Raw genomic sequence first — 23,464 nt, 5'->3', positions numbered from 1 at the left:
CTGTGTCTCAGAGTTCGGGACGCGGGTTCCGAGCCGGTCGCGGCGGGTGGGAACGTGGCTATGATGCGCCCATGGTGCCCGCGTCGACGCTCGTCTCCGGATCGGTCGGGACGGTCGAGACGCGGTACCTCGACCTGCCGGACCCGGTGCGCCTCGACTGCGGGCGGGACCTGCACCCGGTCCGCGTCGCGTACGAGACGTACGGCACGCTCTCCCCCCGGCGCGACAACGTCGTCCTGGTGTGCCACGCGCTCAGCGGCGACGCCCACGCGGCCGGCGTCTCGACCGTCCGGCCCGAGACCGGCACCAGGGACGGGTTCGGGGCCGAGGACCGCGACGGCGCGTCCGGGCAGGCGCTGGGCTGGTGGGACGGGATGATCGGGCCCGGCAAGGCGTTCGACACCGACCGCTTCTTCGTGGTGTCGACGAACCTGCTCGGCGGCTGTCGCGGCACGACGGGGCCGTCGTCGACCGATCCCGCGACCGGCCGGCCGTACGGCTCGGACTTCCCGGTGGTCACGGTGGCGGACATGGTCCGCACCCAGCGCGCGTTCCTCGACGTGCTGGGCATCGAGCGGCTCGCGGCCGTGGCGGGCGGCTCGCTCGGCGGGATGCAGGCACTGGAGTGGGCGATCCTGTACCCCGACCAGGTGGACTCGATCGTGGTCATCGCCAGCACGCCGGCGCTGCACCCGCAGGGCATGGCGTGGAACGCGATCGCCCGCGAGTCGATCATGCGCGACCCGGACTGGCAGGGCGGCCACTACTACGGCACGGGTCGCACCCCGGACGCCGGCATGGGCGTGGCGCGGATGGTCGGCCACGTCACCTACCTGTCGGCACCCGCGCTGCACGAGAAGTTCGGCCGCCGGCTGCAGTTCGCCGACGACATCCGGTACACCATCACCGAGCCCGAGTTCGAGGTGGAGAGCTACCTGCGCCACCAGGCCGACTCGTTCGTCAGGCGCTTCGACGCCAACACATACCTGACGATGTCGCGGGCGCTGACGTACTTCGACCTCGCCCGCCAGTACGGCGACGGGTCCCTCACCCGGGCGCTCGACGGGGTGGCGGCACGGACGCTGCTGATCACGTTCAGCTCCGACTGGCTCTACCCGCCGTCGGGGTCCGAGGAGATCGACGCCGCGCTGCGCGCGCTCGGCAAGCCGTCCGAGCTGCACCTCATCGACGCGCCGTACGGCCACGACTGCTTCCTGCTGGAGGAGCAGCGGCAGACACCGATCGTCCGCCGCTTCCTCGCGGCCGGATGAGAAAGAGGTTCTGTTGACCGACGACTCCCCCCGCGTGGAACCCCGTGTCGAGCCCCGTTTCGAGCCGGAGCACGCGTTCGGGTTCGAGACCCGGCAGCTGCACGCCGGGCAGCGGCCCGACCCGAACACGGGCGCCCGCGCGGTGCCGATCTTCCAGACGACCAGCTACGTGTTCGAGGACCCGGAGTCCGCCGCGGCGTACTTCAACCTGCAGGAGTACGGGAACACGTACTCGCGCATCATGAACCCGACGGTGGCGGTGTTCGAGGAGCGCGTGGCGAACCTGGAGGGCGCGGCCGGCGCGGTGGCGTTCGCCAGCGGGATCGCCGCGCAGGCGGCCGCGCTGTTCACGCTGCTGGAGCCGGGTGACCACGTCGTCTCGTCCTCGGCGCTCTACGGCGGGACGGTGAACCAGCTCAAGCACCTGCTGCGCAAGATGAACGTCGAGCTGACCTGGGTCGACCCGGACGACCTCGACGCGTGGCGCGGCGCGGTGCGCCCGGGGACGAAGGCGTTCTTCGCCGAGACGATCGGCAACCCGGCCGGCAACGTGCTCGACATCGAGGCGGTGGCGGCGGTCGCGCACGAGCACGACGTGCCGCTGGTCGTCGACAACACGTTCGCCACGCCCTACCTGTGCCGCCCGATCGAGTGGGGCGCGGACATCGTGGTCCACTCGGCCACCAAGTTCCTCGGCGGGCACGGCACGAGCATCGGGGGAGTGGTCGCCGAGGCCGGGACCTTCGACTGGTCCAACGGGCGGTTCCCAGTGGTCGCGGACCCGTCCCCGGCCTACCACGGGCTGCGGTTCCACGAGACGTTCGGGACCTACGGGTACCTGATGAAGCTGCGCGCGGAGACCCTGCGCGACCTCGGCGGCGCGCTGTCGCCGTTCAACGCCTTCCTGTTCCTGCAAGGGATGGAGACACTGTCGCTGCGGATGGAGCGGCACGTCGACAACGCGCGGCGGATCGCCGGGTTCCTCTCCGGGCACGATCTGGCCTCGCGGGTGACCTACCCCGGCCTGCCGGCGAGCCCCTACCGGCCGCTGGTCGAGAAGTACCTGCCGCGCGGTGCCGGCGCGGTGTTCTCGTTCGACGTCGCCGGCGGCCGGGCCGGCGGGCAGGCGCTCATCCGGGGTATGTCGCTGTGGTCGCACCTGGCGAACGTCGGCGACGCCAAGAGTCTGGTCATCCACCCCGCCAGCACCACCCACCGCCAGCTGTCCGACGACGAGCTGCGCGCGGCCGGCGTCGGCCCCGGCACCGTGCGGCTGTCGGTGGGCACGGAGTCGGTCGAGGACCTGGTCTGGGACCTCGAGCAGGGGTTCGCCCACGTCGCCGCCACCGTGGACGTGGCGGCGCGGGAGGAGGTCGCGACCGCATGACCGACCTGGCGCGCTACCAGGACCCGCTGGCGATCCAGCGGGTGCTCAACGCGGCGAGGACGATCGCCGTCGTGGGACTGTCGAACAACGAGCTGCGGGCGAGCTACTTCGTCGGCTACTACCTCAAGCGGCACGGCTACCGCGTCGTCCCGGTGAACCCCCGTGCGGCGGAGATCCTGGGCGAGCGCAGCTACGCGAGCCTGGAGGAGGTGCCGGACCGGGTGGACATCGTCAACGTCTTCCGCGCCCCGGACGCGCTCCCCGAGATCGCCGAGCAGGCGGTCCGCATCGGCGCCGGCGCCCTGTGGTGCCAGTTCGGCGTGGTCAACGAGGCCGGCGCGCGGACCGCCGAGGACGGCGGGGTCACCGTGGTCATGGACCGCTGCATCAAGGTGGAGCACGCCCGCTACGTCGGCCGCATGCACTGGCTGGGCTTCAACACCGAACGCATCACGTCGGTCCGGGCTGGCCTGCAGTAGCCCGGGCGGGCGCCCCGGAAGTGCGCAGGGGTCAGCGGGGTCCTCTCGGGTCCAGGAGCAGGACGCAGAACTCGTTGTCCTCTGAGGAGGCACCACATGAGCCAGTCTGTTCCCGCACGCCCAGAGGTCCGGGTCCCCACGATCCCGCTCGGCCAGACCGCCCCGTGGGCGGTCAGCATCCCCGCCGGCGACGCCGTCCACGAATGGGTCCACGACGGCCGGCATCTGCTCGGCTTCCCGTGCCACTGAGCACGGTCATGACCGCACGCGACTTCCTCCTGAGGCGGGAGGCGAGTCGTGGAAGAAGACCCTGGGCACCGACTTCTCGATGACCTCGTCGCCGTCGTGCGGGGAGATGTCCTCGACGATTGGCGTCGTCCGCGGGGCACCGGCCCAGCCTGCCGTGCTTGCGCCGCCACACGCCGGCACCGGCCGAGTCGCCGGAGGGGTCGCGCGAGTAGATCACCGGGTGGCCCGAGTAGCGGTCCGACGAACAGACCGAACCAAGCTCCGGAGGCCGCCCCGCTGCCCAGGACCCGGCCCCAGGTCAACGGGGCGGTGACCCGTTCGACCATCATCGGCTGGACGCCGACGATCGTGACATCGTGCACGGGGAAGTTGGCGTCCGCGAGGTAGTCCACGGCACGCTGAGCTTCGCCGTAGGTGGCGTAGGAGCCGATGGGCTACCCCGTGGGCTGGGCCGGTGCACCGGTTGGTTCAGCACGCAGGAGCGGACTTGTGGTGGTGGTCACGAGAAGTCACCTCCATCGGACGGTTGTCACCGGCAACGGTGAGGGCCGGGTGCAGAGCTGTTTCCTCAGGTGTCGTTTCCTCGGGCAGAGGGTGAAGCATTGGCTCGGCGTCGGTGAGCAGCTGCTGGGCGGTGCGTAGTCCGTCGGCGAGGCGGTCGCGGTGCGCGCGGAGGACGTCGAGGTGGTGTCGGGCGTCGGCAACGATGCGGTGTGCGTGCTCGGTCGCCTCGCGGATCAGCCGATCGGCGCGGGCCTGGGCGGCACGGTCCTGCTCGGCCATCACTCGCATGGCCTCGGCGCGGCGGGCGGCCATGGCCACCTCGAAGTCGGTCTCGACCTGCCGCCGCAGCCGAGCGGCTTGCTCGTCCAGCTCGCGTCGGCGGTGCTCGGCCTGCCGGGTCATCTTCTCGACCTGTTCGCGCGCCCGGCTCATGAGCTCGCGGTGTTCGGTCTCCATCTCCTGGCGGCGGCGGTCCAGCTCGGCGACCAGATGTTCGGCACGGCGCCGCAGCCGGTCGGTGGCCTGGCTGGCAGTCGCCCAACTGTGCTCGGCGGCGGTCCGGGCCCGCGTGGTGATGTCCGCCGCTTCTTCGTGGGCGAGTTCGGTCATCCGCCGCAGGCGTTCGGTCAACCCATCCGGTTCGATCGGTGTGCGGCTGATCCGGTCGATTCGCTGACGCAACGCCCTGTTTTCCGTGCGCGCGGCTTCCAGCTGCCGAATGAGGTCCTCGGTACGGGCCACCGCGGCGTCCCGGTCGATCGCGACCAGCCGCATGTCGGCTTCCATACCGTGCACGTACTGCTGGACCTGGTCGCGGTCATAACCGCGCCAGACCACGTCGAAATCGGTTCGTAGCGGCACCAGGTCATCGCGCGTGTCCGTGGCCGTCACCAACCTCACCATCCCTTCCGACCACTGCTGCGGACCTGCCCGGTACCCCAGTGGGCGAGCCCGCGTGCCGGGCTCGCCTGGGGTTTCCTGCTGTTTCCGCTGACAGGTGTTCACTTGCCGCTGATGGCGATGCGCCGTGGCTTGGCCGCCTCGTTCTTGGGCACCCGCACGGCGAGCACGCCTTCGGCCAGGCTGGCTTCGACTTTGTCGGCGTTCACGTCACGCGGCAGCGTGACCTGGTAAGAGAACTGGCCGGTGCGGCGGGTGCGGTGCCGGAACAGGCCCTGCCGCTCCTTTTCCTTGAGCTCACCGCTGATGGCCAACTCGCTGCCGACCAGGTCGATGGTGATGTCCTCACGCTTGACACCGGGCAGCTCGACCTCCACCAGGTAGGCCTCATCGTTCTCGGTCACGTCGGCCGACGGCGACCATGCCCGGACGCTGTCATCCAGGCGACGGTTCACTGAGTCCATCCAGCGGCCCATCTGGCGGTAGATGTCCTCGAATTCCTGGAAGGAGTCCCAACGGCCCAGGGGACCGAACGATCGCACGGCTGGCAGTGCCATGGGAATCCACCTCCTCGAAAGATCAACATCCGGCGGGGCGTCTGAGTCGTGCTCCGGATACACACTCACCCCGTATGACGAACTTGAGTCCGCCGGTGTTCCCGTAGTTGAGTACCTCACGCTCAGGTTCGATGCGGCAGCAGCGCATCGACGGACGGAAGACGACATCGGCCCTGCTCGCGCTCCGCACTTCGATCGGCCCAGCGGAGGCCATCCACCGCCCTCCTCGTCCGCGACGCCGAGGACGAACCCCACGTTCCTCCCGGTGCGCGGCTGAGGGTCGGCATCCCGAAGCGGGCAGCGTCGGAACCGCGAGGAACCGCCCAGCCCCGGTGACACCCTTCTCCTCTACACCGACGGTCCCATCGCTTCGCCGCCGCCGGACAGCATCATCCCCACTGAGCAGACGCCATGGCCGCTGACATCGTTCAACAGATGCGACATCGTCCACGCCGCGACGGCACACCGCTCCTCGCGGTCCGCTATCTCCGCCCGGCTGGCGCGTTCGCCATCACCGCGCCCACGTCACAGACCTGACACCAGCACCGCGTCCCGGAGGCCGCCGCGACCGATCCGTGCGACACCCGTCGACGGGCAACAACTTCGGCCCCCCGGCCGACCGGCGGTAGCAGAGCCGCCAGCGGCACCGCGCATTGAGGATCACAGGCCACGTCAGTGCTCCTCACGTGCGGTCCAGTGTCCTCCTGCGCCGTCCGCCGACCCGCGGGGAGAAAATCTATGCCGACGGGAGTAGACATTCGGCGGGGTCTGGGTGTACTGTTCTTCTCGTACGAGAGAGATAACGTCAAGCAGGCGCGGGAGATGACGTAACTACCCGCGAGGTGAGACAAGGCGGTCAGACAGGACGGAGCCGATCAAGGAACAGGTTCCATCCTGTGACCGGAGCAGTGCTCCGGGGCCGGGTGTAAGAGGTTCGACCAGGTAGTGCCGGTCCCGGAGAGGTAGTGCACGACGCGGGCGGAGCAGGTGCGCCGGCGAAGATCAGCAGTTGCAGTTTGTTGTGTGAAGTGCGTTTGCAGGACCGGTCAGGTGGCCGAAGCCGATCAGTGAACGGGGCTTCGGGCGGTGACCAGCGGCGTCAGCGTGCTGGGACCGATCAGTGGAAGGGTTCCCGCCGGTGGCGTTCGCGGCAGGTGAAGTAGCAGTACCCAGTAAGAGGAAAACGCAGGAGAGAAGGGATCGGGACCATCATTGGATCGCCCGCAGCGGCCCGGTAACGGCGCGCGGGTACCGCAGTCCCATCGAGTTCGGAGGTGGTGCTCGGTTACGAATGAGCGATCCCCGCGGGATCCGGCTGCGCGCCGCCCGTGGGTGCAGGAAGCCGGCGGTCGCGCCGGTTGGCAATGGTGAACCCCAACCCTTGAGGACCCCGGGTGCCGCGTGCGGCGCCCGGGGTCCTTTTGTGATTCGGAGGTGGAATGATTCCTGACCAAGAAGGTCCGGCCACACCCAGCGCGGCCGACAAGTTCGACGACGAGCACTACCCTGCCTACACCATGGGCCGGGCCGCCGACATGCTCGGCACCACCCAGAACTTCCTACGCAGCCTCGACGAGGCCGGCCTGATCACCCCGCAACGCTCCGCCGGCGGGCACCGCCGCTACTCCCGGCACCAGTTGCGTCTGGCCGCCCGAGCGCGGGAACTGGTAGACGAGGGCACCCCCGTCGACGCCGCCTGCCGGATCATCAGGCTCGAAGACCAGCTTCACGAAGCCCAGCGCCTCAACTCCGAACTCCACGCTGACGACTGAATCCGTCGACCTACGCCTCGGCGAGGCGGTCGAGGTGATCGCCCGGTTCGACGGCTACCGCGGCCGGTACATGTTCCACTGCCACAACCTCGAACACGAGGACATGGGCAAGATGGCCAACTTCGAGACGATCTGACCGGTGGGCCACCGGCGCGGCCGGCGGCCCACCGAGGAGATGCCTCACCAGCCTCCGGCGTGACCGTCCTTTCTCGGGTCCGATCCCGCTCGGTAGACGCCGTTCACGGGGCGCTCGTAGGCCTCACCGTGCCGCGGGCCCTTGCCATTGTCGCGCGGCAGGATCGGCTTGGGCATTCTGGGATCCGGTTCGAACAGGATGCCCTGGTAGCCGCCGGCGTGGCCGTACGCCCGATCCAGGTCGTGGCCCATTTCCGTCAGCGTCGGACCGACCAGGTCGTACAGGTGGGTATCCAGGCTGGTCACGTCATTCTCCTGGCTGTGGTCGAATCGGGCGACGTCCGTGGTTGCCTGGACGTTCATCCCGAGGTCGATCATGTTGATGACGTGTTGGGCGTGTGCCTGCGGTTGCGTGCCGCCGCCCATGTTGCCGAACGCCATCACCGGCCGGCCGTTCTTCGTGATGAAGCTGGCGATGATCGTGATAAACGGGCGCTTGCGGGGCTCCACCACGTTGGGATGATCCTCGTCGAGGGTGAAGCCGGAGCCCCGGTTGGCCAACACGAACCCGTAACCGGGGATCGTCACCTTGCTGCCGAAGCTGGAGTAGTTGCTGTTCACCAGCGACACCATGTTGCCCCAGCGGTCGGCGGTCGCGAAGTAGACGGTGCTGCCCGCGTCGACCCCGTTGACCTCGAGTGGGGTCGCGTGGTCCGGGTCGATCCGGTCACACAGTTGGGCGGCGTAGTCCTTGGACAGCAACCGGTTCAGCGGCGGCGGGTCGAACTTCGGGTCGGCGTTGTAGCGGTGCAGGTCCGAGTACGCGAGCTTCTTCGCCTCGATCAGCAGGTGCCAGTACCGCGGGCCGCGTGGTCCCAGCTCGGCGAGGTCGAACCCGAGTCGCGGGGTGCACACCTCCAGGATGTTCAGCATCTCCAGCGCCGCGAAACCCTGGCCGGGTGGCGGCAGCTGGTGTACCCGGTAGCCGTGATAGTCCGTCGACAGTGGGGTCACCCACTCCGACCGGTACTTCGCCAGGTCGTCCCGGCTGATCACGCCACCCGCGGACGCGGACTTCTCGACGATCGCCTTCGCGATGTCGCCCTTGTAGAAGGCGTCTCGGCCGTGCCGCTGGATCGACCGCAGCGTCCGCGCCATCTCGGGGTTGCGGAAGATGGAGTACAGCTCCGGGGCCTCGCCGTCCGGCAACCAGGTGTTGGCGGAGTCGGGATCCCTGGCGAGCGAGTTCTCCGAGCCCACCCACTGGCCGTGCATCCGTTCGTGGATCGGGAAACCGTCGCTCGCGTAGTCGGCGGCCGGCTCCAGTACTTCGCGGAAACCCATGCTGCCGAAGCGTTTCAGCAACGCGTCCCACCCGGAGACGGTGCCGGGGATGACCGCGGAGTTGATCCCGCTGCTCGGCACCTCGTCGACGCCGAGCGTCTCGGTGAAGTAGTCGACGGTCCAGCGCTTGGGTGCCCACCCGCTCGACGCCAGCGAGTACAGCTTCTGGTCCTTCGCCGACCAGACGATCGCGAACAGGTCACCGCCCATACCGGTGCTCATGGGCTCGACGGTGCCCAGCGCGGCGGAGGCGGCGACGGCCGCGTCGACCGCGTTCCCGCCCTGGAGCAGAATCCGCTCGGCCGCGGCGGTCGCCAGTGGGTTGCTGGTGGCGGCGACACCGTTGCGCGCGAGCACCTCGGAGCGCGTCTGGTCGCGGTAACCGACCGGGCGGGACGCGCGGACCGCCTCGTTGAGCTCGCCCGGGTTGGGGACCTCGGCGCTTGGCTTGCCGAACGGGTGGTCTGAGCCCGGCTGCGGCTGCGCCAGACCGACGCCGGGAACAAGGGCGAGTAATGCGACGGACAGAACGGCCAATGACAATCGGCCATGGGACCTCATGGGGTCTCCCTCTCTGCCAGGCCTCATCGCCTCAGAAACAGCTGCTCAGCCCGGCTGGAACCGTGTGAACTGCCGACAGATAAGTGTATACGCAATACTGCATACACCGTCAAGCAGTCGTTCTAGGATGGACACGGCCTCTGCTCTGGTCAGTCTGTCCACTTACCTGGTCGGTTTGTCCACTTGGCTGGGACGCTGTGCTCAGGAGGTAGCGGGGACGACCCTTGGCCCACCTGAGCGAGCACGGTCAACCCGAGGACCAGCGCTGGGAGTACGAACCAGACCCCGTACCCGAGCGCGAGGAGCAGACCCCAGCCCAGCATCACCACCAGCGGCGACCGTCGTGACGGTGGCGACGGCGCGGTCGGCGACGTCGGTCGCCCCGACCGCGGACCGAGGCCGGTGGGCGCGCGGTGGGCGGCGGGGAGGATGGGCGTCGCAGGCCGAGCGTGTCCTGCGCCTGGTGGACTGCCCGCGCTGGAGCCGACTCCGCGCACCAATGTGCTAGGGGCTCTTAACCCAGACCAACGAGTGAGCAATATGAAGGGATCGTCTTTGACGGGCGTTCTTCTTGACTTTACTCAATAGAGGGTACGGGCGAGATAGAGCCCAATCTCACCCGCGTCCGGCGTGCCGTGGTAAAGGGTGGTATCCAGGCCGCACAATTCGAAGCCCATCCTCCGGTATGCAGTCACAGCCGGGACATTGATATTGCTCGTCTCCAACCACGCGACCTCGGCTCCGACCGAGCGTCCCCAGTCAAAGGACGCCTCGATAAGCGCCCGTCCGATACCTCTGCCGCGTAGCGGGATGTCGACGTACAGGTGCCAGATCACTAACCGGCGGTTCCACAGCTGGTGGTTGGCACCGAGGAAGCCCCTCACCTCGTCACCGTCCACTGCGACCGCCGCGAACTCCCATGGCGGGTTCTCATCGGCGAGGTCGTCGAGCGGGAACTGTTTGGTCACCGACGGGTAGACCGGCGTGTGCATGAGAGTGAAGCGATCCTGCTCGTACGCCACCTCGTAGACGGCATCGGTGGTGAACTCGCGGTCGATCGCGACGATTCCCGGCTGGTCGTCGGGCAGGCGCGCCGCGCGGATTGAGATCGTCACAGGGCAAGCATGGCACGGTGAGCAACGCGTCGGAAACTCATCCTGTGGACCGAGCGAGCCAGTCGCGCACGAACCGGTATGGCTCGGGGACCGCCGACCCCACCATGCCGACCAGCTGCGGTTGGAAGGAGAACAACCTCGATTCAGAGGCCCTCGGTTGCGCCGGTGGAATCGACCTGGAATTCGGTAGGTACTCGACATCTATCTCACCTTCAGTGTCGACCTTGGCGCGAGGAAGGGCGAGGAGCCTCAGTTCAGGTTCACCAATGACGAGTTGTATCGGTGGCTTTCCGAGACGTACCTGCCCGAGGTCAATCAGGCTGTCGGCGACCGAACCCACCGAGCGGGTTCATCGCGCCCGTCCACAAGCGCCTGGCAGATTCCAAAGGAACGCCTGCGCGGCGATTGGATCGGTCACACCGACCTGCTGCTCTCCGAGGAGACTGGTGCCTTGTCGAATGATCCGATTCGCTGTGGCCGGGCGTGGTCGGGGTGCCTTCGGTCAGGGTTGAGGTCGAAGGGAGGCATTGTGATCTCGGCAACTCAACGAGCTGTCGTTGGACGAGCGCACAGCCCCGCCGACGCAGCGCCGTCGCGGGAGAGGTCGACGACCTCGGCGACGCGCAGCGGACCTTGCCCTAATTCGCCGGGAGGGTGGGATCCGGGTGGAGAGCTCCCGGGGGAGGGTGGCGTCATGCATTCGTAATTTCGGTGGCGCGTTCGATTCTCGTTCTTATCCGGCCAACCTCTATTTCAGGGGTATTCGTGCTGCGCACGGTTCTCAACGAAAAATTCACCCCGCCACCGTCATCCAGGCCGAACTCCATTGTGTCGGCTCCCTGCCGATCGACGCGAATCTGATGGCGGCGGCGGGTGGACTCGGGAAGCGGGGTGAACGGGGCCGCCGCACATCTGGTCCATCCCGGCGATCTCGTGATCGTCATCACCTATGTCGGCATTGCCGACGATGTTCTGGAAGAGCACCGGCCGCGCATCGTCCACGTCGACCACCGGAACCGGATCGTGGAGTTGGGGGAGGACCCGGCCGGGCCGGTGCCGGAGGCGGACGGGCAGCGGTCCCGCAGGGACGTCGCCACCGTCGGCGGCTGAGACAGGAGGTTCGGCATGAGCAACCCGTTCGACGACCAGGACGGCGTGTTCCTCGTGCTCGTCACTGACGAGAACCAGCACTCGCTTCGGCCGCGGTTCGCCGAGGTCCCCAGCGGTTGGCGCATCGTGCGCGGCCCGGCTACCCGCCAGGAATGCCTGGACTACGTGGAGGAGCACTGGTCCGACCTGCGCCCGCCGAGCCTGATCGACGCCATGCGGGACGGCTGACCACTCACCCACGACGAGCGAGAGGGCAGTAGTGAACGCCGGTGAGATCCTGTCGTCGACCACGGCACAACAGGGCGTCTGGCTCGGCCAGCGACTGGACCCGGACAGTCCCACCCACAACGTCGGCGGGTACGTCGACCTCCGCGGCGACCTCGACGAGGACCTGCTCGGCCGGGCCTGCGAGCTGCCGCTCGGCAAGCGGGACCAGTCGATGTCCGGCCTAGCCCCTCGGCGGAGCCCCCGATCCGGCATGTCGGCCGCCGCCATTCCCGTATCGCGGGACCAGGTCTGTGCCATGAAACCCCGCGCACCGCCAGATGCTCAGTGCCGAAGGTCCGCGCCGAGGTCCGGACGAAGTCGGGGAACCGAAGACCGCTGGAGGAGCCTTTGGACTCCACCGTCGTGGCTCGTTCTGCCCTGCCGACACGGGCCTGCGCGAGTAGGAATGGAAGGGGAAAGTCGGCACAGAGGGAGAAAGCCAATGACCGAGGTGACCGCGACGGTGGACGGGCCTGTGTTGCGGCTGGTGGACGCGTACTGGCGGGCGGCGAACTACCTCTCGGTGGGGCAGATCTACCTGCTGGACAACCCGTTGCTGCGCGAGCCGCTGGGGGTGGAGCACGTCAAGCCTCGGTTGCTCGGGCACTGGGGCACCACGCCGGGGCTGAACTTCGTGTACGCCCACCTGAACCGGGTGATCCGGGAGCGGGACCTGAACGTGCTGTACGTGACCGGTCCGGGCCACGGCGGGCCGGGTCTGCTGGCGAACACCTGGCTGGAGGGCAGCTACTCGCGGGCCTACCCGGAGGTGAGCCGGGACGAGGAGGGGATGCGGGAGCTGTTCCGCCAGTTCTCCTTCCCCGGCGGGGTGCCGAGCCACGTGGCCCCCGAGGTGCCGGGGTCGATCCACGAGGGCGGTGAGCTGGGCTACTCGCTCGCCCACGCCTACGGCGCCGCGTTCGACAACCCGGACCTGGTGGTGGCCTGCGTGGTCGGGGACGGGGAGGCCGAGACCGGGCCGCTGGCGACGAGCTGGCACGCGAACAAGTTCCTCGACCCGGTGCACGACGGCGCGGTGCTGCCGATCCTGCACCTGAACGGGTACAAGATCGCCAACCCGACGGTGCTGGCCCGGATCCCGCACGAGGAGTTGGACGCGTTGCTGCGCGGCTTCGGCTACGCCCCGCGCTACGTCAGCGGCGCGGACCCGGAGCGGATGCACCGCGACATGGCGTCCGCGCTGGACGGCGTGCTGGACGAGATCGCGGAGATCCAGCGCGTGGCGCGGTCCGGCGGGATCGGTGCCCGGCCGCGGTGGCCGATGATCGTGTTGCGTTCCCCGAAGGGGTGGACCGGCCCGTCCGAGGTGGACGGTGTGCCGGTGGCCGACACCTGGCGCTCGCACCAGGTGCCGCTGTCCGCGGTGCGGGAGAACGCGGAGCACCTGGCGGCGCTGGAGGCGTGGCTGCGTTCCTACCGGCCGGAGGAGCTGTTCGACGAGGCCGGGCGGCCGGTCCCGGAGCTGGTCGGCCAGGCGCCGGATGGAGATCGGCGGATGGGCGCCAACCCCCACGCCAACGGTGGCGTCCTGCTGAAGCCGCTGCGGTTGCCGGACTTCCGTGAGTTCGCCGTGGACGTGGCCCAGCACGGTGCGTCCACGTCGGAACCGACCCGGGTGTTGGGCCGGTTCCTGCGGGAGGTGGTGCGGCGCAACGCCGAGGAGCGCAACTTCCGGATCTTCGGCCCGGACGAGACCGCGTCGAACCGGCTGGACGCCGTCTACGACGTCACCGCCAAGCAGTGGCAGGCCGAGCAGCTGCCGGTCGACGAGCACCTGGCCCGGGACGGCCGGGTGGTCGAGGTGCTCTCGGAGCACCTGTGCCAGGGCTGGCTGGAGGGCTACCTGCTCACCGGCCGGCACGGGTTGTTCTCCTGCTACGAGGCGTTCATCCACATCGTGGACTCGATGTTCAACCAGCACGCGAAGTGGCTCAAGACCAGCAAGAAGCTGCCGTGGCGGCGGCCGGTCGCGTCGCTGAACTACCTGCTGACCTCGCACGTGTGGCGCCAGGACCACAACGGCTTCTCCCACCAGGACCCGGGGTTCATCGACCACGTGATGAACAAGAAGGCCGAGGTGATCCGGGTCTACCTGCCGGCCGACACGAACACCCTGCTGTCGGTCGCCGACCACTGCCTGCGCAGCAGGGACTACGTCAACGTCGTGGTCGCCGGCAAGAACCAGACCCCGGACTGGCTGCCCATGGACGAGGCCGTGCTGCACGCGACCCGGGGCGCCGGGATCTGGGAGTGGGCCGGCAGTGAGATCGGTGGCGAGCAGGACGGCCAGCCCGACGTCGTGCTCGCCTGCGCGGGTGACGCGCCCACCCTGGAGGTCATGGCCGCCACGTCGCTGCTGCGCGAGCACCTGCCCCGGCTGCGGGTGCGAGTGGTCAACGTCGTCGACCTGATGCGCCTGCAACCGGACACCGAGCACCCGCACGGCATGACCGACCGCGAGTTCGACGCCCTGTTCACCACCGATCGGCCGGTGATCTTCGCCTACCACGGCTACCCGTGGCTGATCCACCGCCTGACCTACCGGCGCACCAACCACCACAACATCCACGTGCGCGGGTACAAGGAGGAGGGCACCACGACCACGCCGTTCGACATGCTCGTGATGAACGACATGGACCGGTTCCAGCTGGTCATCGACGTCCTCGACCGGGTGCCCGACCTCGGCGCGACCACGGCGCTGCTGCGGCAGCGGATGCAGGACCTGCGCGCCCGGCACCACCAGTGGACCCGCACCCGCGGCGAGGACCTGCCCGAGGTCCGCGACTGGACCTGGCGGTTCTGATGCACGTCCTGGTGGTCAACGCCGGCTCGTCCAGCCTGAAGGTCCGCCTGCTCGACCCAGCCGACGAGGTCGTGGACAGCCTGGACCTGGGGGAGTGGGCGGGCAGCGACGAGACCGAGGAGCTGGAACGGTTCGGGTCCGCGTTGGAGCGGGTGGACGCGGTCGGGCACCGGATCGTCCACGGCGGCGCGGACTTCACCGGCGCGGTCCTGGTGGCCGGCGACGTGCGGGACCGGATCGCCGCGCTGGCCGAGCTGGCGCCGCTGCACCAACCCCGCGGCGTCGCCGGCATCGACGCGGTCGCCGAGATGCTGCCCGAGGTGCCCGCGGTCGCCTGCTTCGACACCGCCTTCCACCACGACCTGCCCGCTGCCGCCGCGACCTACGCCCTGCCCCGCGAGTGGCGCCGGCGGTGGGGCCTGCGGCGGTACGGCTTCCACGGTCTGTCCCACGCCCACGCCGCCCGCCGGGCGGGAGAGATCCTCCGCCGGACCGACCTGCGCGTCGTGTCCTGCCACCTCGGTGCCGGTGCCTCGCTGGCGGCCGTCCACGACGGGCGGTCGGTGGACACGACCATGGGCTTCACCCCGCTGGAGGGCCTGGTCATGGCCACCCGCTCGGGCAGCGTCGACCCGGGCCTGGTGCTGTGGTTGCTGCGACACGGAGGCGTGGACGCCGAGACGCTCGGTGACGTGCTCGAGCACCGCTCCGGCCTGGCCGGGCTCACCGGTGGTTCGGGCGACCTGCGGGAGGTCGTCGGAGATGACGACCCGGACGCGGTGCTCGCCTTCGACGTCTACCTCCACCGGCTACGCCGCGAGATCGCCGCCATGGCCGCCGCCATGAACGGCCTCGACGCCCTCGTCTTCACCGGCGGCGTCGGCGAGCACCAGCCACCAGTCCGTGCCGCCACGGCCGAAGGCCTCGCCTTCCTCGGGGTGCGCCTCGACGCGGACGCCAACCGGCACGCCACCGGGGACACCGACGTCAGCGCCCGGGACGCCGAGGTACGCACCCTGGTCATCACCGCCAGGGAGGACGTCGAGATCGCCCGCCTCACCCGGGCCACCCTCCACCGGTGAGCACGGCGCTCGTGCGCGCACTAGCGCAGGGCGACCGTGAGCAGGACGACGGCGTCGGTGAGCGCGGTCAGCCCGTGCCGCTGGGGTGGGATGGCGGTCAGCTCGCCGCTGTCGAGGACCCGTTCCCGGGCACGGGTGTGCAGCCGCACCCGCCCGGTCACGACCTGGAGCGTGGCCGCCGGCGGCGCGTCGTGCTCGGCCAGCTCGGCGCCCTCGGCCATGGCGATCAGCGTGGCCCGCTGGGCGCGGCCGGAGACCAGCGTCCTGGCGGTTCGCCGGGCGTCGCGCCTCTTGGCCTCGTCGAGCAGCGTCGCGGCCAGGGCACCGAGCTGGACGACCTCGGGGTGATCGGTCACTGCACACGCTCCCATCCACGGCGAGGAGCCCGGCTCCCCAGTGCGGTGTCCCGGCTCCGGTACACCCGCTCTACCCATGACATCCTGCCGCGAACGCGGCGCGACAGGTCGGGCGGGACGTTCGCGGCACCGATGGCAGACGATCCGACCCGGCTCGGCGGTCAGAGTAAGCCCTGTTGGCGCGCGACGAGCACCGCCTCGCGGCGGGTGGCGACCCCCAGCTTGCGGTAGATGCTGCGTAGGTGGGTCTTCACCGTGTTGACCGACACGTACATCTCGTTCGCGATCTCCTCGGTCGTGCTCAGTGACGGCAGCTCCATCAGCAGCTGCGCCTCCCGCGGGCTGAGCTCCGCGCCCGTTCCCGGGCGGGTGGCGGGGGCCGCCGCCAGAACCTCCGCGGCGAACGGGTCGAGCTGGCCCAGCCGGCCGACCTGGTGTGACAGGAGCGCTCGCAGGTTCCGGCCGGTATCGAGAAACGGGCGCATGACCCGGCCGGGTTGGGCCTTCGCCAGCGCGGCGATCAGCTGGGCGCGCGCGGTGTGCGTGTCACCGGAGCGCTCGGCGAGCGACGCGACCAGCAGGTGGGTCTCGATCTCGGTGTTGGTGACCAGGCACCGGACCCGGTCGCTCGTGATCTTGTCGAGCAGGGCTCGTGCGGTGGTGGAATGGCCGTGGTAGGCGTGCACCCGTGCGCGCAGGAACAGCAGCTCGCCGCTGCCGGCGATCCACGCCGACGCCCGCTCGGGGACCTCGGCGGCCCACTCCGCCCGGCCGATTCGCAGTGCGATCTTCTGCTCGGCCACGCCGACGATCGCGACCGCGGCTGGCTGCAGCGGCTCATCCCGGGGCAGCGCTCCCCAGCACTCCCGCAGCCGCAGCACGGCGTCGTGCGGCTGCTCGATGGACCTTGCTATCGCCGCCATCGACCGGGCACACAGTGCGGTGGTCCGGTCGTCGCTCGCGCCGGCCAGGTCGGCGGCGGTCCGCGCCTCCGTCAGCGCGGTCTCGTCGTCGAGCGCCTGGTACGCGGCCCACGCGGCGGCGGCGTGCGCGATGCACGTGCTTGGGCTGACGTCGATGCCGCTCTCGTGCGCGAATCCGACGGCCTCGTGTGCCACCCGGGCCATCGTGTCCAAGTCGCTCCTGGCCCCGGCGACCGCCGCCAGGTGGCTCAGGCAGTGCGTGATCGCGTAGACGTACCCCCGCGCGGTCGCCAGGTCGAGTGCGCGCGACAGGTCGGCGTGGGCACGTTCGAGCCGGCCGAGCCAGAACAGCACCGTGCCGCGGTTGACGAGCGCGAGCATGCGCAGGTCCACGTCCACGATGCCGTCGAGCCGGTTGCTCAGCTCGTCGACCTCCGGGGACAGCTGGCCGGTCAACCGCGCCAACTGGGTCAGCGCCAGGAGGTACAGATCGCACACTCCCGGGTCCTGCATGGTCCGCGAATCGGCGGTGAGCCAGGCCAGACGTTCCTCGGCGGTGTACCGGTCCCCGGTCGACAGCTCGGCGACCGCGAGCATGGCGCAGACCGCGGGCCGTCGTGCCGTCGCGCACGGGAGCATCCTGCCCAGCCGCCGCAGGGTCCACATCTGCCCACCGAGGACGATCGCGGGGCCGAACCGGACGACGAGCTCCGCCATCAGATCGTTGTCGCCCGCGCTCATCGCGTGTGGCAGCGCGGCCAGTGCGTCACCCTGTCGCACGAACCAGCCCGCCGCGACGCGGTGCAACGCGGTCACGGTGGCCAGTGAGCGGGACCGCAGCGCCATCCGGAGGTAGTTCAGGAGTAGCGAGTGGTACCGGAACCACTCGCTGTGCGCGGAGCATCTGGACACCAGCGTGTCGACCCGTTCGAGGTGTTCCAGCAGGACGCCGGCGTCGTCCCGGCCGGTCAGTTCGCTGGCGAGTTCGACGGTGAGTCGTTCGCAGATGCTCGTGCGTAGGAGGAACTCGCGCATGTCGGTGGGGAGGTTCGAGAGCACCTCGCCGACGAGGTAGTCGGCCACCGCGCGGTCGGTCTCGACGAACGAGTCGATCGTGGCGATGTGGTCGTCCGACTCGGACAGCGCCAACGCGGCGAGCCGGACGATGGCGGGCCAGCCTTCCGTACGCGCCATCAGGCGGGTGAGGTCGGAGTGGGCCAGCGTTACGCCGTACCCGCTCAGGACGGTCGCGGCCTCCGCGTCGGTGAAGGCGAGGTCGTTGACTTTCACCTCTCGCAGCTCGCCGGCGATCCGCAGTCGACGCAGCGCCGCGGGCTCACCGAACCGGGTGCTGATGATGACGTGCAGCCGCACCGGAAGGTTGGTCAGCAGTACCTCCATTCCGTGCAGGACGTCGCGTTCCCGCAGCCGTTGGACGTCGTCCAGAACCAGCCAGACGTCGCGTTCCCGGCGGTCGGTGGCCTCGCGGAGCGCGGTGACGAAACGTTCCTCCTGGCCCTGCTCCGGTGGATGGAGCGCGCGTGTGTCGTCGGCGGTGAGCGCGTCCTTCTCGAGTGCCGTGAGGACCGCCGACCACAGCACGAACGGATCGTTGTCGTGCTCGTCGATGCTGACCCACGCGGTCGCATCGCCGAGGCGCCGACGCAGTCGAACCCAGGCGGCGAGCAGCGTGGTCTTGCCGAATCCCGGCGGCGCACGGACCAACACCACTTTCGGTGGGCGTGTTTCCTCCACGTCGACGGGTCTTCTCCCCAGCGCGTCATGCAACCGGGCGCGCTCCACCCAGCCGGCCGGCAGCGGTGGTACGGCTGTTTTCGGCTCGGGCGTTGGAGCGCGGAGTCTGTCGTTTGGGTCCCCCGCCACGACTGCTGAGAGTAGACATTGTTGGTGCGGAAGTGGGCGGATCAACAACATGTTCCCCCGAATGAGTGAATGGGTTTATCATGAGCATTCACCCGGGGTGGGTGAGGTCTCTTCGTGGCCGAACTGACAATGTTCCGGCTGTGCTTCGCGACCTCGGAGACGAGGGGATCGGTCGCGAGGCCACCGCAAGCCGCAGTGCCCCCAGTCGTGCGTCCGCCGGTCCCCCCGCCGATCCGTGAGCTGTCCAGCGATGACGCCTTCCGAGCACGCCATCACGGAGCGAGAACCAGATGACCCGTCCACCGCCGTCGACTGCCGTCGACGGCCTCCCGGACGCATTGTTGCTCGACGCCGTTCGGGCGGGAGACCGCGACGCATATGGCGTGCTGTTCAGCCGCTATGTCGCATCCGCACGTGTAGTCGCCCGAAAGTGGACTTGGCAGCCCGCGGACGAGCAGGACCTGGTCGTGGAGGCGTTCACGCTGATACTGGTCGCGATTCGCAATGGCGCCGGTCCGCGCCGGAATCTCGGTCCCTATCTGATGACGACGGTGCGCCATCTGGGCATCGGGCTCCTGCGTCGTCGGAGTCGGGTCGACTTGTACGGCGCGCACCCGCAGATGATGGTGTCATTTCGAGACGGTGAGGCCGCGATCGACGAGAAGGCGCTCCGTCAGTGGGAGATCCGGCAGATCCGGTCGGCGTTCCGCACGCTTCCGTCCCGGTGGCGCATGGTGCTCTGGCACACGGAGGTGGAGAGCAGGTCACCGGCGGAGCTGGCGCCGCGGCTCGGTATCTCCCGAACGGGGTGGCTGCTCTGGCCATGCGGGCACGGGAGGGACTTCGGCAGGCGTACCTGCAGGCTCAGGTCCCGTACGCCTGCGCCATCGGATGTCTGGTGATCCGCCGACAGCTCGGGATGTGGGCCCGCGGCAGCTCGTCGGTGCGGCGAACACGGCTGATCGTGAGCCACCTCGCGTCCTGTCCGGACTGCGACACCATCGCCACCATGCTGGCCGAAGCCAACGACGAGCTGCACGCCACCGCTCGTTCGGCCGGTACCGTCACAGGGCTGGGCGCGCGGAGCTGACCTGCCCGGCGGCGGGGCCCCTGGCCTCGCCCTCGGGATGAAGCGAAACGCTTGTGTACCAAGAATGAAAGGACGGTTATGCGTTCCCCAGAACTGGCGAAGGCGTGGGAGAGCCTACCGCGCCTGGGGCGAAGCACAGGGCCAGGACATCGTGGCCTCCTCCCAGGAGGTGGCGAAGGCCTGGCGTTCGCTCGCGGAGAGCACCCGGCTGCCGTGGTGGTTGCGGGCCGCGGTGTTCTCGGCCGCGGAGGCGTTCGAGCACCAGGTGGAGGACTGGGCGGAGTTCCGGTCGGCCGCCCGCCCCGGTGGCGAGCGGCTCGACCTGGAACACGGGCGGGTCTGCGGCCGCCTCTTGGAGGATCAGGTTTTCCGTGTCCGTCGGCGGTTGAGCATCACGAGCAGCGTGCCGACGAGCAGCAGCAGAGCGCCGATGCCGGTGAGGGCGGTTGCGTCAAAGCCGGTCGTCGGCAGAGTCGGGTCGGAGCCGCCGCCGGAACCTTCGGCACATGACGGGTCGGTCGTGGGGCACACCGTCGAGGTCGGTTCCGACGGGCTCGTGCCGTCCGACGTGGTGGTGGTCGTCGACTCGGTCGTGGTCGTCGGCTCGGTCGTGGTCGTCGTGGTGGGCGGGGGTTCTTCGCCTTCACAGTCGGGGAGGTCGCCGTTGAACGGGTACGCGTGGAACTCCTGGCCTCCGCCGCCCGACGCGGGTGAGGTGTGGATCAGGGAGCCGGTGGTGTAAAACCGCCCGGCGATGCCGGGCATGGTGACCGTGGCGGTGCTGTCCTGGTCGCCGACCAGGGTGGTGCCCTGGAATTGGGCGCCCCCGGTGAGGGTCACGGTCGACGCGTCCGGGAAGTTCCACAGGAGACGGTCGCGGAGCTGGTTGAACGGGTTGGTGTCGTCGAAGCTGCCGGCATAGGTGTTGATGGTGCGCTCGGGGCCGGTCAGGTTGACCAGCACGGTGGCGCCCTCGGGGATGTTCTCGAAGACGATGCCCTGCGTGCCCCCGGCTGGCGTGGCGAGGTCGAAGTCGACGTTGAACACCTGGAGTTCCGAGGCGCCGTCACCCGTGAAGACCGTCTCGGCGCCCAGGTTGGTCGCGGTGCCGGTCGGTTCCCGCGGTTCGCCGTCAACCCGGGCGTAGCAGTCGCTCGCGCTCGTCAGTTCGTCACGCAACGACAGGTAGGGCGTGGCCGCGCCGGTGTCCTGGATCGCGGTCCCGACGATCTCCCCGGTAGCGGTGCCCGCGTGCCGGACGACGCCGCCCCCGGAGTCGCCCACCGCGTCCAGCCGTTGTCCGGGAGCGACGGTGATGTCGCCGCCGGCGGTGAGGAAGTCCGCCCCGTCCGGCGGTGGCACTCGCGAGCCGACCCCCGCGACACCGACGTTGTAGAGCGCCGATCCGCCGGCGTCCTTCGCCAGGTCGAACGACCCCAGCACGACGACGCGCCCTTCCGCCTCGGCCGCCCCTCCGCGCACGAGCATGTCGCTCCCGACGAACACGTTGATCCCGTTGTCCCGCCCGGCGAAGGGGCCGTTGTTCACCGGTGGGAACGGGTCCGGGCAGTCGCCGGGCACGCACGGCCCGAGCCCGCCGGGCAACGGGTCGGCCACCGCGGTCGACCCGAAGGCCACCGCGACCAGTAGGACGGCCGCGGCCGGGACCAGAGCGCGTCTGACCAAACTCCTACAACCAATTCGCACAACTTCCTCCCGCTGTGGATATACACCCTCCTTGGAGTAACAGAATAGGCCGAATGGCCTATTGGTCGAACGGTGACACGACCTCTCGCCGGTCCGGGCAACGAAAGACGTCGGCCCTCCGGCCGAAGTGCCATGGGTTCCGCTCCTCGTCCTCGTGCTCGGCGGTGAGTCGATCAGCCCGGGAACTGTCCGCCGTAGCGGCTGCGGCAGGGCCAGGCCGAGCACGATCTTGCCGACGCGGCAGGAGTCAGAACGCCTCGGCGAACTTCGCCCCGGGAAGCACGCGTTCCGAACGTGCCGTGGAAGCTGGCTGTCTGTCCCGGCATAGGAGTTCGAACGCGCGGTCTCGGTCGTAGCGGAAGTCGAAGAGGCCACCTCGCCCCCGCCTCCAGGGAGGAACGTGAATGCGATCCACCCGGCGTCGGGCTCGATCTCGGCTGGGCGTATGCCCGACACATGCTCGACATTCGCTGCGGTCACCGGTTCGCCCGAGGCGACCGCGTACGCACCTGGACCGTGGTGCGCCGTGTGGATGTTACCGATGCTCGACCTCACGCTGGTCCCGCGGGATATGCCCTACCCACCCGGGAGTTCGTCGCGTGTGACGACCCGGTCGCCGACGCGGCCGCGTTGCGGGACATCGCGGAGGAGTGGCCGCAGGCCGCGATCGTGCTGGCGCACGTTCTCCGCGCGGGTGTCGGGCTGGACGTGCCGGCGGCGCTCGAACTCGAGTCGTTCGCCTACTCCACGCTCCTCGGTGGCTCCGAGTTCCGTCGATGGCAGAGCCGTCGCGGGCGACGTCCGCTCTCGGCGGCCCACCCACCCGTCCTCCTGCACCGGGAAGGAAACCTGCTGCGATTGACGTAGAACCGGTCGGAACGGCGCAACGCCTACGGCCGTGAGGTTCGAGCTGGCGGCTTTCGCCGGTCGGGTCGCGGCCCGGCCCGGCGTTCCGGTTGCCCGGGTACAGATGGACTCATTCCGGTGGCACAGTCGGCATCCCGCGCCGCATCGGTCCGTGGCGGTCACTGTGGCTGGCGTTGTCCGGCCGACCACTATCCGCGCGGCACCGACGTCGCCCAACGCATCTGCCGAATCTCCGGGGACCTCATCATCCGCCAGTTCTCCCGCGACTGACCCGGCCGCTCCGCCTCGACACCAAGCACGTGTCGCCGACCACGGAGACCGGCCACCCGTTCACCGAGCGGACCAAGGCGCTGCCGCATTCACGGACAGAAGGAGGGCACGGGACGAAGGAATCCGGGCTCCTGGCTGTCGCACCAGCCTGCGTTCGCGGCCGCCGTCATCTCGCCTACGAGGTCGCGGTGGACGCCGAGTCGTTGTTTGCCCTCGTACTAGATCCAGCCGTTCGGCTTGACGTCGGTTCGAGTCCGGCGAAGGGGTTCTTCTCGTGACTGACCCCGACGATGTCGAAGTGCTTGCCTCCTCGGAAGGGACGCCGTGAGCTCACCCGCAACGGAGGACGACACGGTTCGACCCCGTCGGAAAGATGCTGACTTGATGTCCGCGCTTTCAGGAACGTGCACGGCATGCCTTACGGAAAGGACGGGGACGGCGTGACTATCTCGGATCTGGTGACCGCCTGGGAGGACGCCTACCAGAAGTACGGCGAACCGAACGAGGACTTCGTCGCCGTTACCCGTGACGTGGCGAACGCGTGGCGGGCCCTCGGGAAGGACAACGAACTGCCGTGGTGGCTGGCGGCCGCCGTCTGCACGGCCGTCGAGGCCTTCGAACACCAGGCCGAGGACTGGGAGTCACACGCGCAAGCCGCCACACGCCGGTTCACGCCACACGAGTTGCTCGTCGGCAAGCTCCGGACGGACGAGGCCGACCAGGCCCGCCCCACCCCGTGCGACACCTGCGCGGCCGTGGTCGACAACGCGTCCTGACAGGCGGATGCCACACCCCGGGTGGGTGGCCTCC

Annotated in this window: 20 protein-coding genes and 2 pseudogenes; 14 read left to right on the top strand and 8 right to left on the bottom strand. The window is 69.3% G+C overall.

Annotated features, from left to right (window positions below):
• Positions 1–71 precede the first annotated feature (71 nt).
• From metX to JT362_RS16005, 4 genes are all read left to right on the top strand, one after another.
• Entirely contained in the window at positions 72–1,271 is a 1,200-nt protein-coding gene (metX, locus tag JT362_RS16020) for a homoserine O-acetyltransferase MetX (protein ID WP_260191996.1), read from the top strand.
• Between the two features lie 13 nt (positions 1,272–1,284).
• Complete coding sequence (locus JT362_RS16015; protein ID WP_311202715.1) at positions 1,285–2,658, top strand: O-acetylhomoserine aminocarboxypropyltransferase/cysteine synthase family protein; 1,374 nt, start codon at positions 1,285–1,287, stop codon at positions 2,656–2,658.
• Complete coding sequence (locus tag JT362_RS16010) at positions 2,655–3,137, top strand: CoA-binding protein (protein ID WP_260191995.1); 483 nt, start codon at positions 2,655–2,657, stop codon at positions 3,135–3,137. Before JT362_RS16015 ends, JT362_RS16010 begins: the two co-directional genes overlap by 4 nt.
• Before the next feature lie 96 nt (positions 3,138–3,233).
• Entirely contained in the window at positions 3,234–3,386 is a 153-nt protein-coding gene (locus JT362_RS16005; RefSeq protein WP_260191994.1) for a CbtB domain-containing protein, read from the top strand.
• Between the two features lie 182 nt (positions 3,387–3,568).
• On the opposite strand, the pseudogene JT362_RS16000 reads toward JT362_RS16005, so the two are convergent.
• The 3 genes and pseudogenes from JT362_RS16000 to JT362_RS15990 all read right to left on the bottom strand — a co-directional run.
• Positions 3,569–3,865, bottom strand: a pseudogene (locus JT362_RS16000) (YflT domain-containing protein); the annotation flags it as partial.
• Complete coding sequence (locus JT362_RS15995; RefSeq protein ID WP_260191993.1) at positions 3,855–4,781, bottom strand: coiled-coil domain-containing protein; 927 nt, start codon at positions 4,779–4,781, stop codon at positions 3,855–3,857. The pseudogene JT362_RS16000 and the gene JT362_RS15995, both read right to left, overlap by 11 nt.
• Before the next feature lie 110 nt (positions 4,782–4,891).
• Positions 4,892–5,347 carry an Hsp20/alpha crystallin family protein gene (locus JT362_RS15990; RefSeq protein ID WP_260191992.1) on the bottom strand — a complete coding sequence of 152 codons (456 nt, stop codon included), beginning with the start codon at positions 5,345–5,347 and terminating at the stop codon, positions 4,892–4,894.
• A 1,439-nt stretch (positions 5,348–6,786) separates the two neighbouring features.
• On the opposite strand from JT362_RS15990, the gene JT362_RS15985 reads away from it, so the two are divergent.
• The gene (locus JT362_RS15985) at positions 6,787–7,119 is read left to right on the top strand and encodes a MerR family transcriptional regulator (protein ID WP_260191991.1); all 333 of its coding nucleotides are present in this window, start codon (positions 6,787–6,789) and stop codon (positions 7,117–7,119) included.
• Positions 7,118–7,255: pseudogene (locus JT362_RS15980) on the top strand (multicopper oxidase domain-containing protein); the annotation flags it as partial. The gene JT362_RS15985 and the pseudogene JT362_RS15980, both read left to right, overlap by 2 nt.
• A 44-nt stretch (positions 7,256–7,299) precedes the next feature.
• Here the strand turns inward: JT362_RS15980 and ggt are convergent.
• Together ggt and JT362_RS15970 are read right to left on the bottom strand one after the other, a co-directional pair.
• Positions 7,300–9,141, bottom strand: coding sequence for a gamma-glutamyltransferase (gene ggt, locus JT362_RS15975; RefSeq protein ID WP_260191990.1), 1,842 nt, complete (start codon positions 9,139–9,141; stop codon positions 7,300–7,302).
• A gap of 599 nt (positions 9,142–9,740) precedes the next feature.
• Positions 9,741–10,274, bottom strand: a complete 534-nt coding sequence (locus JT362_RS15970) for a GNAT family N-acetyltransferase (protein ID WP_260191989.1) — start codon at positions 10,272–10,274, stop codon at positions 9,741–9,743.
• Positions 10,275–11,165: 891 nt separating this feature from the next.
• On the opposite strand from JT362_RS15970, the gene JT362_RS35600 reads away from it, so the two are divergent.
• From JT362_RS35600 to JT362_RS15950, 4 genes are all read left to right on the top strand, one after another.
• Positions 11,166–11,384, top strand: coding sequence for an aspartate 1-decarboxylase (locus tag JT362_RS35600; RefSeq protein ID WP_375546502.1), 219 nt, complete (start codon positions 11,166–11,168; stop codon positions 11,382–11,384).
• 15 nt (positions 11,385–11,399) lie between these two features.
• Entirely contained in the window at positions 11,400–11,612 is a 213-nt protein-coding gene (locus JT362_RS15960) for an MbtH family protein (RefSeq protein WP_260191988.1), read from the top strand.
• A 481-nt stretch (positions 11,613–12,093) separates the two neighbouring features.
• On the top strand, positions 12,094–14,475 hold the full coding sequence (locus JT362_RS15955; RefSeq protein WP_260191987.1) for a phosphoketolase family protein: 2,382 nt from the start codon (positions 12,094–12,096) through the stop codon (positions 14,473–14,475).
• Positions 14,475–15,557, top strand: coding sequence for an acetate/propionate family kinase (locus JT362_RS15950; RefSeq protein WP_260191986.1), 1,083 nt, complete (start codon positions 14,475–14,477; stop codon positions 15,555–15,557). Before JT362_RS15955 ends, JT362_RS15950 begins: the two co-directional genes overlap by 1 nt.
• Positions 15,558–15,577: 20 nt before the next feature.
• On the opposite strand, the gene JT362_RS15945 is transcribed toward JT362_RS15950, so the two are convergent.
• Complete coding sequence (locus tag JT362_RS15945; protein WP_260191985.1) at positions 15,578–15,913, bottom strand: cupin domain-containing protein; 336 nt, start codon at positions 15,911–15,913, stop codon at positions 15,578–15,580.
• A 161-nt stretch (positions 15,914–16,074) separates the two neighbouring features.
• Positions 16,075–18,771, bottom strand: a complete 2,697-nt coding sequence (locus JT362_RS15940) for a winged helix-turn-helix domain-containing protein (protein ID WP_260191984.1) — start codon at positions 18,769–18,771, stop codon at positions 16,075–16,077.
• Between the two features lie 239 nt (positions 18,772–19,010).
• Between JT362_RS15940 and JT362_RS15935 the strand changes: the two genes are divergently transcribed.
• Positions 19,011–19,622, top strand: a complete 612-nt coding sequence (locus tag JT362_RS15935) for an RNA polymerase sigma factor (protein WP_260191983.1) — start codon at positions 19,011–19,013, stop codon at positions 19,620–19,622.
• Complete coding sequence (locus JT362_RS15930) at positions 19,619–19,810, top strand: hypothetical protein (RefSeq protein ID WP_260191982.1); 192 nt, start codon at positions 19,619–19,621, stop codon at positions 19,808–19,810. Before JT362_RS15935 ends, JT362_RS15930 begins: the two co-directional genes overlap by 4 nt.
• A 360-nt stretch (positions 19,811–20,170) precedes the next feature.
• On the opposite strand, the gene JT362_RS15925 is transcribed toward JT362_RS15930, so the two are convergent.
• Complete coding sequence (locus tag JT362_RS15925; RefSeq protein ID WP_260191981.1) at positions 20,171–21,496, bottom strand: choice-of-anchor A family protein; 1,326 nt, start codon at positions 21,494–21,496, stop codon at positions 20,171–20,173.
• Positions 21,497–21,973: 477 nt separating this feature from the next.
• Here JT362_RS15925 and JT362_RS15920 point away from each other — a divergent pair, with 477 nt between their 5' ends.
• Together JT362_RS15920 and JT362_RS15915 are read left to right on the top strand one after the other, a co-directional pair.
• Entirely contained in the window at positions 21,974–22,384 is a 411-nt protein-coding gene (locus tag JT362_RS15920) for a hypothetical protein (protein WP_260191980.1), read from the top strand.
• 710 nt (positions 22,385–23,094) lie between these two features.
• Positions 23,095–23,430, top strand: a complete 336-nt coding sequence (locus tag JT362_RS15915) for a hypothetical protein (protein ID WP_260191979.1) — start codon at positions 23,095–23,097, stop codon at positions 23,428–23,430.
• Positions 23,431–23,464 lie beyond the last annotated feature (34 nt).

Origin of the sequence: Actinophytocola gossypii (genome assembly GCF_025165815.1) — a bacterium.
In the GTDB taxonomy this organism is placed as follows: domain Bacteria; phylum Actinomycetota; class Actinomycetes; order Mycobacteriales; family Pseudonocardiaceae; genus Actinophytocola; species Actinophytocola gossypii.
Note: the sequence above shows the minus strand (reverse complement) of the source record. Positions and strands in the feature narration are given on the sequence as shown.